Annotated in this window: 15 protein-coding genes and 2 riboswitches; of the genes, 12 read left to right on the top strand and 3 right to left on the bottom strand. The window is 45.6% G+C overall.

The genetic code is table 11. The features are described from left to right. Positions 1–62 precede the first annotated feature (62 nt). Positions 63–2,102, top strand: a complete 2,040-nt coding sequence (locus tag ACFSKO_RS02765; RefSeq protein WP_380248171.1) for an oxidoreductase — start codon at positions 63–65, stop codon at positions 2,100–2,102. A 46-nt stretch (positions 2,103–2,148) separates the two neighbouring features. Here the strand turns inward: ACFSKO_RS02765 and ACFSKO_RS02760 are convergent, their stop codons facing one another. Together ACFSKO_RS02760 and ACFSKO_RS02755 are read right to left on the bottom strand one after the other, a co-directional pair. Beyond that, positions 2,149–2,865, bottom strand: a complete 717-nt coding sequence (locus ACFSKO_RS02760; protein ID WP_380248169.1) for a GntR family transcriptional regulator — start codon at positions 2,863–2,865, stop codon at positions 2,149–2,151. 75 nt (positions 2,866–2,940) lie between these two features. Further along, the gene (locus ACFSKO_RS02755) at positions 2,941–3,849 is read right to left on the bottom strand and encodes a DMT family transporter (protein ID WP_380248167.1); all 909 of its coding nucleotides are present in this window, start codon (positions 3,847–3,849) and stop codon (positions 2,941–2,943) included. 116 nt (positions 3,850–3,965) lie between these two features. Here ACFSKO_RS02755 and ACFSKO_RS02750 point away from each other — a divergent pair, with 116 nt between their 5' ends. The 4 genes from ACFSKO_RS02750 (at position 3,966) to ACFSKO_RS02735 (ending at position 7,243) form a co-directional block, all read left to right on the top strand. Beyond that, entirely contained in the window at positions 3,966–4,865 is a 900-nt protein-coding gene (locus ACFSKO_RS02750; protein ID WP_380248165.1) for a LysR family transcriptional regulator, read from the top strand. Positions 4,866–4,957: 92 nt separating this feature from the next. Then, the gene (locus tag ACFSKO_RS02745; RefSeq protein ID WP_380248163.1) at positions 4,958–5,527 is read left to right on the top strand and encodes an arsenate reductase/protein-tyrosine-phosphatase family protein; all 570 of its coding nucleotides are present in this window, start codon (positions 4,958–4,960) and stop codon (positions 5,525–5,527) included. 189 nt (positions 5,528–5,716) lie between these two features. Continuing rightward, positions 5,717–6,526 (top strand): MipA/OmpV family protein, encoded by an 810-nt coding sequence (locus tag ACFSKO_RS02740; RefSeq protein ID WP_380248161.1) that lies wholly within the window; start codon positions 5,717–5,719, stop codon positions 6,524–6,526. Between the two features lie 195 nt (positions 6,527–6,721). Then, positions 6,722–7,243, top strand: coding sequence for a CBS domain-containing protein (locus ACFSKO_RS02735; RefSeq protein WP_380248159.1), 522 nt, complete (start codon positions 6,722–6,724; stop codon positions 7,241–7,243). A gap of 85 nt (positions 7,244–7,328) precedes the next feature. On the opposite strand, the gene ACFSKO_RS02730 is transcribed toward ACFSKO_RS02735, so the two are convergent. Continuing rightward, positions 7,329–8,132 (bottom strand): DUF4198 domain-containing protein, encoded by an 804-nt coding sequence (locus ACFSKO_RS02730; RefSeq protein ID WP_380248157.1) that lies wholly within the window; start codon positions 8,130–8,132, stop codon positions 7,329–7,331. Positions 8,133–8,258: 126 nt separating this feature from the next. After that, positions 8,259–8,430, bottom strand: a riboswitch (cobalamin riboswitch). Positions 8,431–8,623: 193 nt separating this feature from the next. Beyond that, a riboswitch (cobalamin riboswitch) is annotated at positions 8,624–8,844 on the top strand. 199 nt (positions 8,845–9,043) lie between these two features. Between ACFSKO_RS02730 and ACFSKO_RS02725 the strand changes: the two genes are divergently transcribed. From ACFSKO_RS02725 to ACFSKO_RS02695, 7 genes are all read left to right on the top strand, one after another. Next, positions 9,044–9,832, top strand: a complete 789-nt coding sequence (locus ACFSKO_RS02725) for a DUF4198 domain-containing protein (RefSeq protein WP_380248155.1) — start codon at positions 9,044–9,046, stop codon at positions 9,830–9,832. Between the two features lie 14 nt (positions 9,833–9,846). After that, positions 9,847–10,644: a cobalt transporter CbiM gene (gene cbiM, locus ACFSKO_RS02720; protein ID WP_380248153.1), complete on the top strand. Its 798-nt coding sequence runs from the start codon at positions 9,847–9,849 to the stop codon at positions 10,642–10,644. Then, entirely contained in the window at positions 10,631–11,287 is a 657-nt protein-coding gene (locus tag ACFSKO_RS02715) for a cobalt ABC transporter permease (RefSeq protein ID WP_380248151.1), read from the top strand. The genes cbiM and ACFSKO_RS02715 overlap by 14 nt, the downstream gene beginning before the upstream one ends. 1 nt (position 11,288) lies before the next feature. Beyond that, positions 11,289–12,074 (top strand): cobalt ECF transporter T component CbiQ, encoded by a 786-nt coding sequence (cbiQ, locus tag ACFSKO_RS02710; protein ID WP_380248149.1) that lies wholly within the window; start codon positions 11,289–11,291, stop codon positions 12,072–12,074. Next, entirely contained in the window at positions 12,074–12,745 is a 672-nt protein-coding gene (locus ACFSKO_RS02705; RefSeq protein WP_380248147.1) for an energy-coupling factor ABC transporter ATP-binding protein, read from the top strand. Before cbiQ ends, ACFSKO_RS02705 begins: the two co-directional genes overlap by 1 nt. Positions 12,746–13,084: 339 nt before the next feature. Next, positions 13,085–14,200, top strand: coding sequence for a TAXI family TRAP transporter solute-binding subunit (locus tag ACFSKO_RS02700; RefSeq protein WP_380248145.1), 1,116 nt, complete (start codon positions 13,085–13,087; stop codon positions 14,198–14,200). A gap of 274 nt (positions 14,201–14,474) precedes the next feature. After that, the gene (locus ACFSKO_RS02695; protein WP_380248143.1) at positions 14,475–15,851 is read left to right on the top strand and encodes a leucyl aminopeptidase family protein; all 1,377 of its coding nucleotides are present in this window, start codon (positions 14,475–14,477) and stop codon (positions 15,849–15,851) included. Positions 15,852–15,959: the final 108 nt, after the last annotated feature.

Here is a 15,959-nt window from a genome sequence, read left to right as displayed (position 1 = left end):
ATGAAAGACCCGAGCGAGAGCTATTTCGTAACGGGCGTTTAAGTAAAACAGGAGAGAATAAAATGGCCAGCAATGATCCTTTGTTGCAGCCCTACAAGCTGAAACATCTGACGATAAAAAACCGGATCATGACCACAAGCCATGAACCAGCGTACCCCGAAGATGGCATGCCCAAAGATCGTTATCGGGTCTATCATGAAGAACGCGCGAAAGCGGGGGTCGGCATGACGATGACAGCTGGCTCTGCGGCCGTTTCCCGGGATAGCCCCCCGGTTTTTAACAATGTCCTTGCCTACAAAGACGAGGTTGTGCCCTGGATGGCGAAGGTCGCAGATGCCTGTCACGCGCACGGCTGCGCGGTCATGATCCAGTTGACCCACCTTGGACGTCGGACGGGCTGGAACAAGGGAGATTGGCTTCCGGCGGTTTCTCCCTCTCACCATAGAGAAGCGTCACACAGGGCCTTTCCCAAGAAAATGGAAGACTGGGATATCGAGCGCATCATCAAGGATTACGCCGATGCCGCCGAGCGTATGCAAGCCGCAGGTCTGGATGGTATCGAGCTGGAAGCCTATGGTCATTTGATGGATCAGTTCTGGTCACCCCGGACCAACACTTTAGATGGCGCTTACGGTGGTTCACTGGAAAATCGGATGCGGTTTTCACTGGATGTTCTGGCGGCCATTCGAAAACGCGTAGGCGAAGAGTTTATCGTTGGTATTCGCTATACTGCTGATGAAGCAGATAAGGATGGCATTTCTGAAGACGATGGCATTGAAATTTCTAAACGCCTGCAAAAATCAGGTCTGGTTGACTTTTTAAACGTCATTCGGGGCCATATCGATACCGATCCTGGATTAACCGACGTTATCCCGGTACAAGGAATGAAATCCGCCCCGCACCTTGATTTTGCGGGCCGGGTAAAAGAAGCCACGGGAATGCCGACGTTTCATGCCGCGCGTATTCCCGATGTGGCGACGGCACGTTACGCTGTATCAGCCGGGCTTATCGATATGGTTGGGATGACACGTGCGCACATGGCCGATCCGCATATCGTCCGCAAGATTATCGAAGGGCGTGAACACGATATTCGTCCCTGTGTTGGCGCAACCTATTGCCTGGATAGGATCTATCAGGGCGGTGATGCCCTTTGTATACATAACGCGGCGACAGGACGGGAACTTACAATGCCGCATGATATCCCGCTTGCGGAATCAAAAAAGAAAGTCGTTATCGTTGGATCTGGTCCCGCAGGTTTGGAAGCGGCGCGTGTTGCAGCCGAACGCGGACATTCTGTAACGGTTTTCGAAGCAGCATCTGAACCCGGTGGGCAAATCCGGTTGACTGCGCAAAGCCCAAGGCGGGCGGAGATGATATCGATCATTGATTGGCGCATGGCGCAGTGCGCGGCAAGAGATGTCGAGTTTCGTTTTAACACTTGGGCTGAAACGGGTGATATCCTGCCCGAAAAACCTGATGTGGTGATTATCGCCACGGGGGGATTGCCTCACACAGATGTTCTGGAATTTGGTAACGAATTGGTCGTCTCAAGTTGGGATATTATCTCAGGCGATGTGAAGCCGGGCCAAGATGTTCTGGTGTATGATGACGCCGGGGATCATGCGGGTTTACAGGCCGCAGAGTTGATCGCAGCGACGGGCGCAAAAGTTGAAATTATGACACCGGATAGGAGCTTTGCCCCTGAGGTTATGGCCATGAATCTTGTTCCCTATATGAGATCAATGCAGGACAAAGACGTGACCTTTACTGTGACCTATCGCCTTAGAGCTGCTGCGCACGAGGGCAACCATCTTTCGGCTGTTATTGGCAGTGATTATAGTAATCTGACAAAAACGCGAGATTACGACCAGATCGTTGTAAACCACGGTACGATACCCATGGACGACATTTATTTCGATCTCAAGCCCTTGTCCTCCAATCTGGGAGAGTTGGACCAAGCGGCCTTTATTGCGGGAGACCCTCAGAACGTTGTCTCTAACGGGGAAGGAAAATTTCAACTCTTTCGGATCGGGGATGCTGTTTCCGCACGTAATACCCATGCGGCGATTTATGATGCGTTACGGTTGATGAAAGAGGTTTAGATTGAGCTCTAACGTGCTTCGATACCCAATGTGTCGGAGCACGTTTTTATGGATCGACCGACTTATCCAGTTGAAGTTTTTCATGGATAACGGCCTGAGCTGATTCCAAGTGTTTAATCAGCAAATTTGCTGCAAGTCCTTGGTCTTTGGTCATGCAAGCTTTAAGCAATTGTTGGTGCTCGTAATTACTTCTGGTTTGTGACTGGGGTTCTTTCAAGCTGATGCGTAAGTACCTTTCAGAAGCGGTGAAAAGAATGGATTGGAAACGATAACCAATAGTTTCTCTTGCACCGGAAAGGATGACTTCATGGAATTGTCGATTTAATTGCCCGAGTTCTTTTTGATTTGTACTGAATGTTTCTTTTTGTACAAGGGATTGGGCAAGTAGTAGGTCTTCTTCGCTTAAATTGGGCACGGACAAGCTTAAGAGATGGGGCTCGATGATTTTTCTAAGCTCAAAAATTTCCATCATTTCCGTGATCGACCCCGGAAGGACTCTGGCGCCTCTGTTGCGCTCAAAGCTAATGAGGTTTTCCCCCTCTAGCGTACGCAGGGCTTCTCTTACCGGAATTTTACTAACACCCATTGAATCGGCTGCGGTGTCCTGACGTACAAGACTATGGGCGGGCAAGGTGCCTGAAATTATTGCCTCTCGAAGGACGTTGGCGACAAAAACAGGGGTCGAAACTTGCTCGTCGGTAAAGCGGGAAACAATTGCTTTTAGATCGTCGGTCTCATTCGAGGCTTTTGGAGGATGTGCCATGGCACTTCAGATCTCTCTCTAAAGGTTAGTGATTGTAATTTATCGAGTATCCGACGCTGACCCAAGCGAATTCGATTATGACGCGGTCGCAGCGAGTTTTATCCTTCGCACTCCCAAGCCCAGTAAGCACCCAAGGATGATAATGCAGGCACCTGTCGTGGTGGTCCAACGCAAGCCTTCCCCAAACAGAAGGAAGCCAATAATCGCAGAGAAAACAATTGAGCTATATGTTAAGGGCGTAAGCAGAACGACATCTGCTTTTCTAAATCCATAGAGGTTGAGAGATTGCCCCAAAATTGCAATTGGCCCCATAAGGAGAACGGGCCACCAGCTCGTAAGATCGCCCCATTGTCCCCATATCAGGGAAGGGATTGCCAGAAGTAAAGTGGCAAGAGAATTCACATAAAACAACGTGACGGGAATAGCTTCGCGCTGGCTGACAAATTTAATGACAATGATTTCAACAGCCATACAACAGGCCCCGAGAAGTGCGATTAACGATGCCGGGTGAAAAAGATTGCTTCCAGCTTCTCCTCGGCTTCCGTAGGCGACAAAAACAGCCCCAGTAATGCTTAGAATAACGGCAAGCCAATGACGCGGAAGAACACGCTCGCCAAGAATAATTCCTGCCAGTATCAGGACTATAGCGCCATTGGAAAAGCTGATAGTGACGACATCGACCAAGGGAATTTGCAAGGCCGCGATGACGACACATGCTACCGATCCGATACCCGCAATTGAACGACCAATATGCATCAACCCAAACTCACTTTTCAAAGAGTTCCCGCGCACTTTCCAGTTAAAAGCTATTGGTAATAAAAATATTAACCCGCCGAGATAACGTATAAATACGATCTGGTACCAAGGAAGAGTAATCGCAGCTGTTTTCGGTAAAGCAAACATTACTGAAAAAAGAAAAGCCGCGAACAAAACAGCAAGCATAGCCTTGAATGTCGTGCTCTCAAGTAAGTCAGAAAATCGCATGGCTCGGTCTTTCAGTCGATCGTTGGGTGGTGATTTTACAATAGAATATGCCTGTTCAAATATGAATGATATAAATATAACTGTATTTTTGATGTTCATAAATGAATGGATCTTGCATGCTGAAATCTGCCTATGACTGGGATGATATTCGCGTCTTTCTAGCCGTCTATGAAACCAGATCTTTTTCTGGTGCGGCACGGGGCCTTGGTTTAAGCCAACCCACCGTGGGGCGCCGGGTCAAATCTTTGGAAGAGGCGCTGAACAATCGTTTGTTTGAACGGCTTTCGGAAGGGTTGTCGCCGACAGAATCCGGAGTAATGTTAGCTTCCAAAGCCTTTCCTATGGCTGAGGCGGCTGAAGTTTTAAACCGACAAAGTGCTTTGTTGTCAGCTGAATCTGTTGGGACAGTACGGATTTCGATGAACGAGCAGGCAGGGATGTTGCTATCTGGGCATGTCGCTAAAATCAGGGAAACCTTGCCAGGGATCGAACTGGAATTAATAACCACTCATGTCGAGGCTAGTCTGTCTCGGAGAGAAGCTGATTTGCTCATTCGATTCTGCAAACCGAAGCAAGGTAATCTTTATGCACAAAAGCTGACAGAAATGCCTTTTGCTGTTTTTGCTTCGATCGATAGTAATGTTGCGACGATGAAGGAGAAGGAAGAACTAGACGATTGGTTGTCGCGAAAAGATCATCCTTGGATTGGCTGGGACGAAGAGCATTCGTATCAACCTGATGCCGCTTGGATGAAAGCGATGCTAAAATCTGTAACGCCTGTGATACGGATAAATCACGCAATGATGATGCAGACATTACTGCAAAAGAATCTTGGCATTGGATTACTCCCCTCACAGGCGGGGGATACGGATCCGTTGTTGAAACGCTTAACGCCTGATATCCAAGGCCTTCTCGCAAATTTATATTTGATTGTTCACGGTGATCTACGATTTGTACCTGCAATCAGGTCGGTTATGGGGGAGATGCTGGACGCTCTTTCAAAATCAAATTCATAAATCCATCATTTAGTTTTAATCTAGGTGCGATCTATATGAGAGATACTTGGCAGCGGATTGTTGATCTTCGTCGCTAACCTATGGAGCCTCTCATGGTATCGCAACCTCTTCATGTTTTATTTTTAAGCACAGCCAATACTGCTCGAAGTCTTATGAGTGAAGTCTTGTTGCGTGATCTTGCTGGAGGAAGAGCACATTGTTTTAGCGCAGGAACCACTCCTGTTGGTACGATCTGCCCGGATGTGGAAAGGTACTTAAGTAAGAAAGGTTATGAAACCGCAGGACTGTTTTCTAAAACGCTTCAATTATTTCTGGAAGACGGGGCGCCACATATTGATTTGGTCGTGACAGTAAGTGCATGCGACGAGCGCATGCCCGTCCTTGGGCCGCTTGGGGCACTGCGTGTACACTGGGAAATGCCGAGCATTATTGATATCTCTTCCTCTGCAGAGAGGAAATCCATGGTTAAAGCATCTTATAAAGCACTAGAGGATTGCATTTTTCAGGTATTACAACCTTCTTGGGATGGGCTAACGGCACGGGAAGTGCAAAAATTGTTCGAGCGTGTTCAACCCAAAAATACTTCTCTCATGTCAAACAACATCGCAATTCCTGAAAGTTTGTTGTTTGAACTTGGAGCCGAAAAAATCGTTTATGCCTGATGCCTTCAATTAATGTTTCATCTGTCAGATTACGGTCAGCTCCTCCTTATAAAACATTGTATATCAAGAGTGTTATAGGCGAGGAAGTTAATGCCAGAATATCAGGGAAATGTTAAATTGAGAATGCCTTTTATAAGACTTTGTCAGAGATTTTTTCAATGTTGTCAGTTTTCTCTGAGGCTATTGAAAATGACGATGTTGGTATCTGTAGGTATGTTTTTTTTACCTATGACCGAGGTATTAGCCGAAGAAAAAGTGCCAAGACCCTTGGGTGTGCAAAATAATGATTTAATCGATGACGTTTTGAGTGATTGGAACTTTACTCTTGGTGCTGGAGCAGGGATCAGCCCGGACTATGAAGGTTCTGATGATTATGAAGTAGGGGGATTGCCGATCATTGAGGCTTCCTGGCGAGACGATACTTTTTTTGTCTCTTCTGTAAATGGCATCGGGGCCACTTTGTTACGGTCGGAGCATTTTAGCTCAGGAGTTTCCTTCAATTATGATGGTGGTCGTGATGATGGGGATAATAGTGCCTTGCGGGGACTAGGTGATGTTGACGACGGTATCAATATCACAGCTTTTGCGGGACTGGATTTTGGGAAATATGCCTTTGGTGTTGATGTTACTCAGGATTTGAGTGGCAATGACAAAGGTGCTGTTGTCTCTCTCGGTGCAGATTACCGCTTTACCTATTTGGATGACAGGCTGATGTTCGAGGTTGGCCCGGACGCAAGCTGGGCATCCGGCGATTATATGAGCACCTATTTTGGGGTGGATGGGAAACAGGCTTCCCGAAGTAAATATAATCAGTTTGATGCAGATGCAGGATTTAAGGATCTGGGACTTCATTTGAACGCAATGTATGCACTTGATGAAGACTGGACCATGGTGGGTGGCGTTAATTATACGCGTCTTCTCGGTGATGCCGCTGATAGCCCCTTTGTGGAAAGTGAAAATCAATTCTCTAGTTTTCTCTCTGTTACTTATTCCTTTTAGCTCCTGAAATTTTCTTTACTTGGAATAACGGTTTACCCGTTTAGATCCGCCAACTATCCCGGGAAACAATGAGTAAAATCTTATTTCCCGGGAGATTTTCTCAATCGAATTTAAGTGTTTTGTTAATCGAGAGTTAATGCGTAGAATTATTGTGCTATAGTTACTGTTCATAGCAGAACACGAGGAGGTACGAGCATGATATTTTCCAGTGATTTCGGCACCGCACTTTACCAAGGTGACAGCGGTTCTGGCTCAGGAGAGGCTGGGAATACAGTAGGGTCTTCTGGCGGGATGGTTAAAGATGTTCTTGCTGAAAAAGGCGGGGATATTCATACCATCGACACTAGCCATACTGTATTGGATGTAGTGGGGATGCTTAATTCATTTAAAATTGGTGCCCTTGTTATTGCAGATGCAGATAAACGCCCAATTGGCATTGTCTCAGAACGCGATGTGGTTGTTGGTGTTGGTAAAGATGGCTTAGCGATATTTGATAAAAACATCACTGAGATTATGACAGCAGACCCAATTTGTTGTGGTCCAGAAGCCCGAGTTCACGAAGTCATGCAGAAGATGACGAACGGGCGATTCCGACATATGCCAGTGGTTGAGAATGGGAAGTTGTGTGGCATGATTTCCATTGGTGACGTGGTACGAAAACGCCTTATGGAGCTCGAATTCGAAAATGAACAGATGATGGCTTATATGGCAGGTTAAATAAACTTGTTGAAGAATTTGGTATTTATCTGATTGGTGTAACGACGGATCATTTTGTTCCATCGTTACACTCTCTAAGTATGTTCTATTTTGGCATGTTCTGAGTGTGAACCCAGAGTAAGCCACCTTCTTCGACCTGTGCATTGGTACCGTCTGGTGCAATGAGCGTTTTACCATTATCAACCAGAGCCGCGAAACCCCACCAGCCAGCTTTTGGCATAGCGTAGTGAAAGATGCCATTTACATCTGCGCGGACAACTTGGGTTATGAAAGGGGTGGCGGGGATCTTAACATTTCCCTGACCTCTATACTCAATTTCAACCAGTGCATTGGCTTCTGGCTGACCATTGTTGAGGACTTGCCCTGAGAAAAGATTGTTTGTCCACAATCCGTAAGGGCGGCTGAGAGGCATGATTTCTACGGGCAAACCTACAGGCGTTTCCCACCCGTTCTCAAGGCCATAGGCATTCACGATAACTTTTGTATAGTGAATAATCATTGCTTGTTCTTCCGCTTCCCAATAGGGGGCGGGGGTCAGGAAGAAGGTATAATCTCCCGCACGTTTAATCTTATGCTGAGCTTTGAAAGACGATACGTTCGCCGGGTTCAATTTTCCTTTTAGTCGGGTGGATTCAAGTTCTGACGTTAGGTCATGTTTTACACCCGCAATCTGAACACCAAACTGTTCGGGAGTTTGCATGTCCATCAAGGGAGCCCCCTCCATTGGATGGGTAAATCTGATGTCAAAGGTTAGGGTGCTGTGCTTACTTTTTGAGATAAAAGGCTGAGAGGGAATTAATTCTAAAAAGTGGGCATTGGCAAAAGATGTTGTTAGAGCCAATGGTGGTAAGCTCATGACAAGCATGAGAGATAATCGTATCAAAAACATGGTACGCGCCTTGTCAAAATAGTTATGACAATGTTCAAAAGCTCATATGTTGTGAGATTTCGACCATCATCGACAGGCACGCCACACGACGGAAAACCGCCCTAATGAATGACCTCGTTCATTAGAATAGGTGACGTTACGGCGGCAGGTCTTCTGGCTATAGGTTCCGGTGAAAAAGAACCGACACAGTTGCGAGGACAGCTACGGCTCAAGATCCCCTGATGGGCAGATCATTCCGTATTCCCTATTATTCCCAAGTCAAATTTACACTTGGAAAACCGACACGGGCGCAGTCTGTCAATCTTGAGTGAGAAGGTCAATCAGTAAAACCATCTCGGATGGCATTCTTTTCAGACATCAAAATTACAAGCATTTCACCTTGTGTTCTAAAATCTTCTACGGTTCTAATTTGGATTAAAACAGACTCATTAGCATGACGGGGTAAAATTCCAGGACGTCGTTAATCTCGCTTGCACTTTTTTTTTGTCTGCATAAACTGCGGCTATGCATGGTTCCCCAAGAGTGAAGTCGCTCGGGGATTAAAAGGGAACACGGATTAATTTACCCATCAGGGAATTTCAAGCCGTGGCTGCCCCCGCAACTGTGAACGGTGAGTTCTTACCAATTATGATCACTGGCAAAGAGCCGGGAAGGTCTGGTGATAGAGCTACGATCCGTGAGCCAGGAGACCTGCCGGCATAATGTCACTAAACCGTAGGGCGGGGAGCACCATCGGTGACGGACATCCGTTTGTGGCGTGCCTTTGAGCCGAGCTACTGGATCATGAATAATCAGGTTTAACCTGAGGATTTATGTCGATGGGATGTCTAAAATCTCTCTTTAATCCACTATGCTTCAATAGGAACGTTGCCGTTGACTAATAAGTTGACGGCTGGGAGATATTAAACGAGATGAAAAAAGTTCTCTTTTGTAGTGTTATCGCCGCTGGCCTGACAGCTTTTATTACTGGTGCACAAGCGCACTTCCAATTGATTTATACACCTGAAACCATGCTTGAAAAAGGTGGAAAACTCACTCTTAAAATGCCGTTTACACATCCCGCAGAATCGGGTCACGTTATGGATATGGGCATACCAGAAGAATTCTATTCTATCCGTAAAGGTAAAAAGACGGACTTGATGGATAAGCTTAAAATCATTGAGTGGACCAGTAATGAAAACACTGGAAAAGCCTATGAAGCAGAAGTGAAATTACGTGGTCTTGGCGACAATGTGTTCGTGCTTAAACCGACGCCATTTTATGAAGCAAGTGAAGACATCTATATTCAGCAAATTACAAAGTCTTATGTAAATGTTGGTGACCTTCCAACTGATTGGTCAGAAGTTCAAGGGTTGAAAGCTGAAATTCGCCCGCTTACCAAACCTTATAACGTCATTGCTGGGGGTACTTTTACAGGGGTGGTTCTCTCCGAAGGTAAGCCTGTTCCTTTTGCTGAAATCGAAATCGAATACATTAATTTCCCGGCTGATATTGAAAACAATAAATTTGCTGATGTAGGGATGATTTCCTCGCCGTCTCATGCCATTCGTTCTGATGCTTCAGGTACGTTTACATTTGGAGTTCCAAAAGCAGGGTTTTGGGGAATTGCAGCTCTTGGTGCCGGACCGGATACGGAGCATGAAGGCAAAGAGCTTTCACAAGATGCTGTTATTTGGATTCAAGCTCGTGATGTCGATTAAAGATTGGACGAGCGATGCATATCGTTGATGGTGCTTTATCAAATCCGGTGTTGATTGGTGGCGGCATTCTTGCCGCCGCTGGTGTCGCCTATAGTTTGAAAAAACTAGAACCTGAAGATCTTCCGCGTGTAGGGGTTCTCTCGGCAGTATTTTTTGTGGTTTCACTTATTCATGTTCCTCTTGGGTTTTCCTCCGTGCATTTGATCCTGAACGGATTGCTCGGAATTATTCTTGGGTGGGCTGCGTTTCCTGCACTTGCAGTTGCACTGCTATTACAAGCTATCTTCTTTGGCTTTGGCGGATTAACCGTTCTTGGTGTTAATGCCGTTAATATTGCTTTCCCGGCAGTTATGGTTTTTTATCTTTGTCGGTGGGGGTTGAATGCAGAACGTTATAAACTTGCAAAGCTGGTTGCTGATGGGTTGTTTGCGGTCTTCTTTGTTACCTCGGTATGGGCTGGTTTTGCACTGTTTGAAGCCTATCAGGTTGAGGGCGCAACATGGCGAGTTTCCATAAATGGAATCTCTTTGATGTTGTTTGCCTTGGTTATGATCGGCGGATACGTGCTGTATCGTCGGGGAATCCTGTCTGTCGCTGGGTTCTGGGGGTTTCTCGGAGGTTCGCTTTCTATTTTCTTTACCGCAATTATGGTTGCAATTTCTTTAGCGCTTTCCGGCGATGAATTTGCAAAAGCAGCAGAGTTTGTCGTTGTCGCGCATTTCCCGGTTATGGCTGTTGAAGGCATCTTAACCGCCGCGACCATACAGTTGATTACTAAAGTAAAACCGGAGCTCATTTATGCCGTACGGTAAATCGATATTATCCGGGTTGGTTGTTGCTGCTGTTCTTACCATTGGAACCACAACAAATGCCTGGGCACACAAAGTTATTGCGGCCGCTTATCCGGATGGCAATCTCATCGAGGGTGAGATCGGTTTTTCCAGTGGGGATATGGCGGTCAATCTTCTCGTTATGATTACGGACCCTGACGGAAATAAATTAGGGGAAGTCACCACTGATGAAGAGGGTCTTTTTGCTTTTACTGCGACCAAGAAAGTCGATCATATATTTCGTGCAGATTTAAGTGCTGGTCACGTTGCGACTTTTTCTGTACTCGCAGAGGAGCTACCAGATGATCTTGCTGGAGAGGGGGGCGTTGTTACGAAGACAATAAGCGTGGCCCAATCCAAGACAGTTTCTGATCCAACTACCTCAGATACTCTTATGGCAGTAGCTCTTGCAGAGAGTTCAAACCTTATCGTTATTGATCAAGCGGCTTTGGAACAGCTAATTTCGAAAGCAAGTAAGGAAACCCGTTCTTTGCGTAAAGATTTGGTGCAATACAAAGAAGAACGTCGCCTGCAGGATATTCTTGGAGGGATTGGGTATATTCTTGGGATTTTTGGTATTGCATCCTTTCTCCTTGGTCGCCGAAAATCTGTAAAGGAAGCTTAAAGTGACGCAAGTGTTGGGCGAAGTTTCTCAGTCATGGGCTACGAATAATCCGCAAAGTCAATCTGAGACTTTTCTAAACAAACTTGACCCGCGTGTCCGGTTTGTTTCTTGTGTTCTTTTTGCCTTTCTTATTTCGGCAATGCATGAGTTAGGAGCCCTGACACTTGCTCTGGGTATCGGTGTCGGGCTTTCGTTATCAGCGCGACTCCCGCTTTGGACGACGGTGCGTAAGGTTGTTGTTGTTGATTCGTTTATCGTCGTTCTGCTTTTAACCTTACCTTTTACAATGCCTGGAGAGACCGTGTTTACTCTCTGGGGCTTGGAGGCCAGTCGTGAAGGATTTTATCGAGCTGCAGAAGTTGGGCTTAAAGCAAATGCGATTCTCTTTTCCCTGATGGGGTTACTTGGCATCATGGAGCCGTCAGTTCTTGGGCATGCTTTATATCGGCTTAAAGTACCAGCTAAATTGGTTCACCTGTTTCTTTTTACTGTGCGTTACATTGATGTTTTTTATAAAGAATATAAAACGATGCGTATGGCTATGAAGGCACGTGGATTTTTCCCGAGAACTGATTTACATACCTTACGATCTATCGGGTACCTCATTGGCATGATGTTGGTCCGTAGTTTGGAACGATCTGATCGTATTATGGAAGCAATGAAATGTCGGGGCTTTGATGGACGATTTCATATTCTCAATGACATGAAAACAAGCCAAAGGGATGTCTTTTTTGGTATTGCGGCATCTATAATTATGGTTGGCCTTTTGGTCGTGGAGTATCTTTGATGTCCTCTTTAATTACTCCTTTGATTACGGTACGTGACCTACACTTTTCTTATACCAGCGGGTTAGACGTTCTCAGCGGCGTTGATTTTGAACTTAGGGCAGGAGAGCGCGTAGCGTTGACAGGGAGTAATGGTGCGGGGAAAAGCACTCTTTTACGCCTAATAAATGGCTTGGAAACAGCCAAAAGCGGTGAAATTTACGCTTTTGGCGCGGTCCGCCAGCAAGAAAAAGATTTCCGAGAAGTTCGTGTTCGCGCTGGTCTGGTTTTCCAAGACCCTGATGATCAATTGTTCTGCCCAACTGTTGCAGAAGACCTCGCCTTTGGGCCGTTAAACATTGGTAAGTCGAGGCAAGAGGTTGTTTCTATCGTTGAGAAGACCCTCAAGATGCTAAAGCTTGAACATCTTGCTGATCGTATTACGCACAAGCTTTCTGGGGGGCAGAAACGTCTGGTTGCTCTTGCGACGGTGATGGCATTAGAACCAGATGTCCTTTTACTGGATGAGCCAACAAACGATCTTGACCGTGATACCAAGCAACACCTGATAACGTTGCTCTCTGAATTACCGCAAGCGATGATCATCGTATCTCATAATCATCATTTTTTGAATAAAGTAGCCACCCGACAAGTAGAGCTATCTAACGGCCGTTTACTCGAACAGGTGGCCTAACTTTTTCTGCGGCGGCTTAAGAGACAAAATAATATATGTCTCTTCATTGGCGTATCTAACGACTCTGGTCCTACTTATCTACGGCTGTTTAATTCTCTGTAAAATTTTGCCCACGCCATTTTTAAGTCATGTAATAGCCATGTTTTATGGTGAAGATAAGGGACTGAAAGATTAACTCTCAGAATGCAAAGAGGGTTGTTAGAGGGGGTAAAATTCTCATTTTCTTTGAAATAAAAAATATTTCTGAAGGTCAAAGTTATAATTAACTTTTAACTTATTATAACGTAGAATAAGAAAAGCTTCCCAGAGACCATTCTGTGATAAGAGAAAGGTAGTCGGTTGTTCACGACGTCCTCAGTATTTCGTACCCTTGTAAAAAAGCCCTTTTTTATCATCGCAAGTCTAATTGTATTTGGTTTTTCAGGGGCGTTATTTGCGCAAGATACACCTATCTTTCGAATAGGAACTGGTGCAACCATTGGGAACTATTTCCCAATAGGTGGGATAATTGCGAGTTCTATCAGTAAACCTGTTGGATCACGAGATTGCAACAAGGGTGGAAGTTGCGGGGTTGATGGGCTTTTATCTGTCAGTGTTTCCACGCAAGGCTCTGTTGAAAATATACTTGGTATTGCGAACGGAACACTGGAAGGCGGTTTTGCTCAGGCGGATGTGGTCTATTGGGCTCTTCGGGGCGAACACATTTTTAGGACTCGAGGGGCCATCGGTAACTTGAGAAGTGTCGCCAACTTATATCCCGAAGCCATGCATTTGGTGGTCAGCTTTCATAGTGGAATTAGAACACTCGAAGATCTTGTTGGAAAAAAAATATCGATTGGGCCAGAAGGATCAGGGTCCAATGCTGGGGCTCAACTGGTTTTGGAAACCAGGAATATCCGCATACCGAACAAAAACATGCTGACCTTATCTAATAGTGAAGCTTATGAAGCTATTCTGAATGGCGAAATTGATGCTTTTTTTGCCATCGCAGGGACGCCAGCGCGGCTTGTCACTGCCCTTACAGATCAGCACAAAGTTTCTCTTCTTTCCCTTAGCCAAGCTGATGTCGATGTTTTGCACGATATCTATCCCTTCTTTACAGGTGGGACGATTCCAGTTGGCACCTATAATACTGTACCCGATACGCTTGCATTGATGGTTCCTGCTCAATTTCTGGTACGTGATGATATGGATGAGAAGTTGATATATGGGATTACCAAGGCTCTTTGGCATAAAACCACGGCACAAAATCTTGCCAAAGGTCATACTTTGGGCCGTTTTATAAAGCTTGATACTGCTCTTGATGGTTTAATTATGCCCCTCCATCCTGGCGCGGAAAGGTTTTATCGTGAAATCGGATTGATTGGGGATCACGTCATAATAGATGAAGATGATGAGTCCTATGAGATGCCGTTAGAAAGTATCCCTGAAAGCATTTCACAAAATAGTTTATAACCGGGAATGGTTACTGAAGTTCTTTCTGAAGCAAAGGTCAAATAAACCTTCCCTTAAGGCGAGAGTGACCATATTTATTTCGATAAAGTGATATCTAACTGTGGATAATTAAATTGATTGCGGGGTCTCCTTTTCGACACAACTTAAGCGGCCTAAATTTTATAAAATTCTGCGCAGTTACAATCTCAGGCCATATAATTGGTTCTGTTTTTCTTAATAGGGATTAAGCCTCCCTTTTTGCCAATACATCTAAATTAGAAATAGAAGGTAAGTTATGAGCTTCCAGTTGATCGAAGATTCATCAGAACAAGCAATCCCCCTGATTTTTATAAATAAAACGCAGCTTAGCGAGACCCTCCAGGAAAGTGGTCCTTCTGCGGTTTGGATGACGGCAAATAGTTTCAAGGCTGGAGAAGGAGATATTTGTACAGTTCCAGACAGCAAGGGTGGTATTGATTTCGTTGTGGTTGGGTTGGGCGATAGGGATGCACCCGGTATTTGGACTGTGGCTGGTCTAAGCCACTCTCTCCCTTCAGGCAGGTATTGCTTAAAGGATAAAGTGAGTTCAGTGGTTGCAACGGAAATAGCTCTTGGTTGGGCGATTGGAAGTTATCGCTTTACCCGTTACAAACAATCAGATCGGGCTTTAGCGTCTTTGGTGTGGCCGGATAATGCCGATCAACAACAAGTATCTTCGTTGGCTGGAGGTGTTCATCTTACCCGTGATTTGATCAACACCCCTAGTAATGATATGGGGCCTGAAGAACTGGCAACAGCGGCGTCACAATTGGCTGGTGAGTACGAAGCTGACTGTAATGTCATCATTGGAGATGACCTTTTACAGGCAAACTATCCCGCAATCTATGAGGTTGGGAAGGCCTCTGATCGTGCGCCGCGCCTTATCGATTTTAGATGGGGTGATAAGGGACCTAAAATTACTTTGGTGGGTAAGGGCGTCTGTTTCGACACAGGGGGACTAGATCTGAAATCACCAGCAGGTATGCTCCTGATGAAGAAAGATATGGGGGGAGCGGCTCATGTGCTGGGTATTGCTGCTGCGATCATGGAAAGTAATCTTGCCTGTCAGTTGCGGGTTTTGATCCCTGCCGTGGAAAATGCTGTATCAGGCAATGCCTTCCGTCCATCAGATGTTATAAAGACCAGAAAAGGCCTAACAGTAGAAGTGGGTAATACTGACGCAGAAGGGCGTTTGGTGCTTTGTGATGCGTTGGCAGAGGCAGTGCGAACTAAGCCAGACCTTATTATGGATTTTGCCACACTAACCGGGGCAGCACGTGTGGCCTTGGGAGCGGAACTTCCCGCACTGTTTTGTAATGATGATAAGATTGCAGAAAATATTCGTAAACATTCTGTTGTTTGTGAAGATGAAGTGTGGCGGATGCCCTTACACAAGCCTTATCGTAAAATGCTGGATAGCCAGATCGCTGATTTAAATAATATATCCAGCGGTCCTTATGGAGGGGCGATTACTGCGGCTCTTTATCTGGAGGAATTCGTAGGAACAGAAACCTCTTGGGCTCACTTTGATGTAATGGCCTATAACACTTCTGCTCGCCCAGGACGGCCTGAAGGTGGTGAAGCTATGGGGTTGAGGGCTGTTTATTCCATGATTAAGGAAATGGTGAGCTAGAACCTTGATTTTTTTGCATTTCTGGGTTGCCAATAGAGATTGGGAAAATTCTCTTATTATGTGTTATTCTATCTAAGAATTCTGACTATTACCTTATCTGTCTTACAT

It is taken from the genome of Kiloniella antarctica, assembly GCF_042682825.1.
Taxonomy (GTDB): Bacteria; Pseudomonadota; Alphaproteobacteria; order Kiloniellales; family Kiloniellaceae; genus Kiloniella; species Kiloniella antarctica.
The sequence above is the reverse complement of the archived record's forward strand: the minus strand, read 5'-3'. Positions and strand labels throughout refer to the sequence as shown.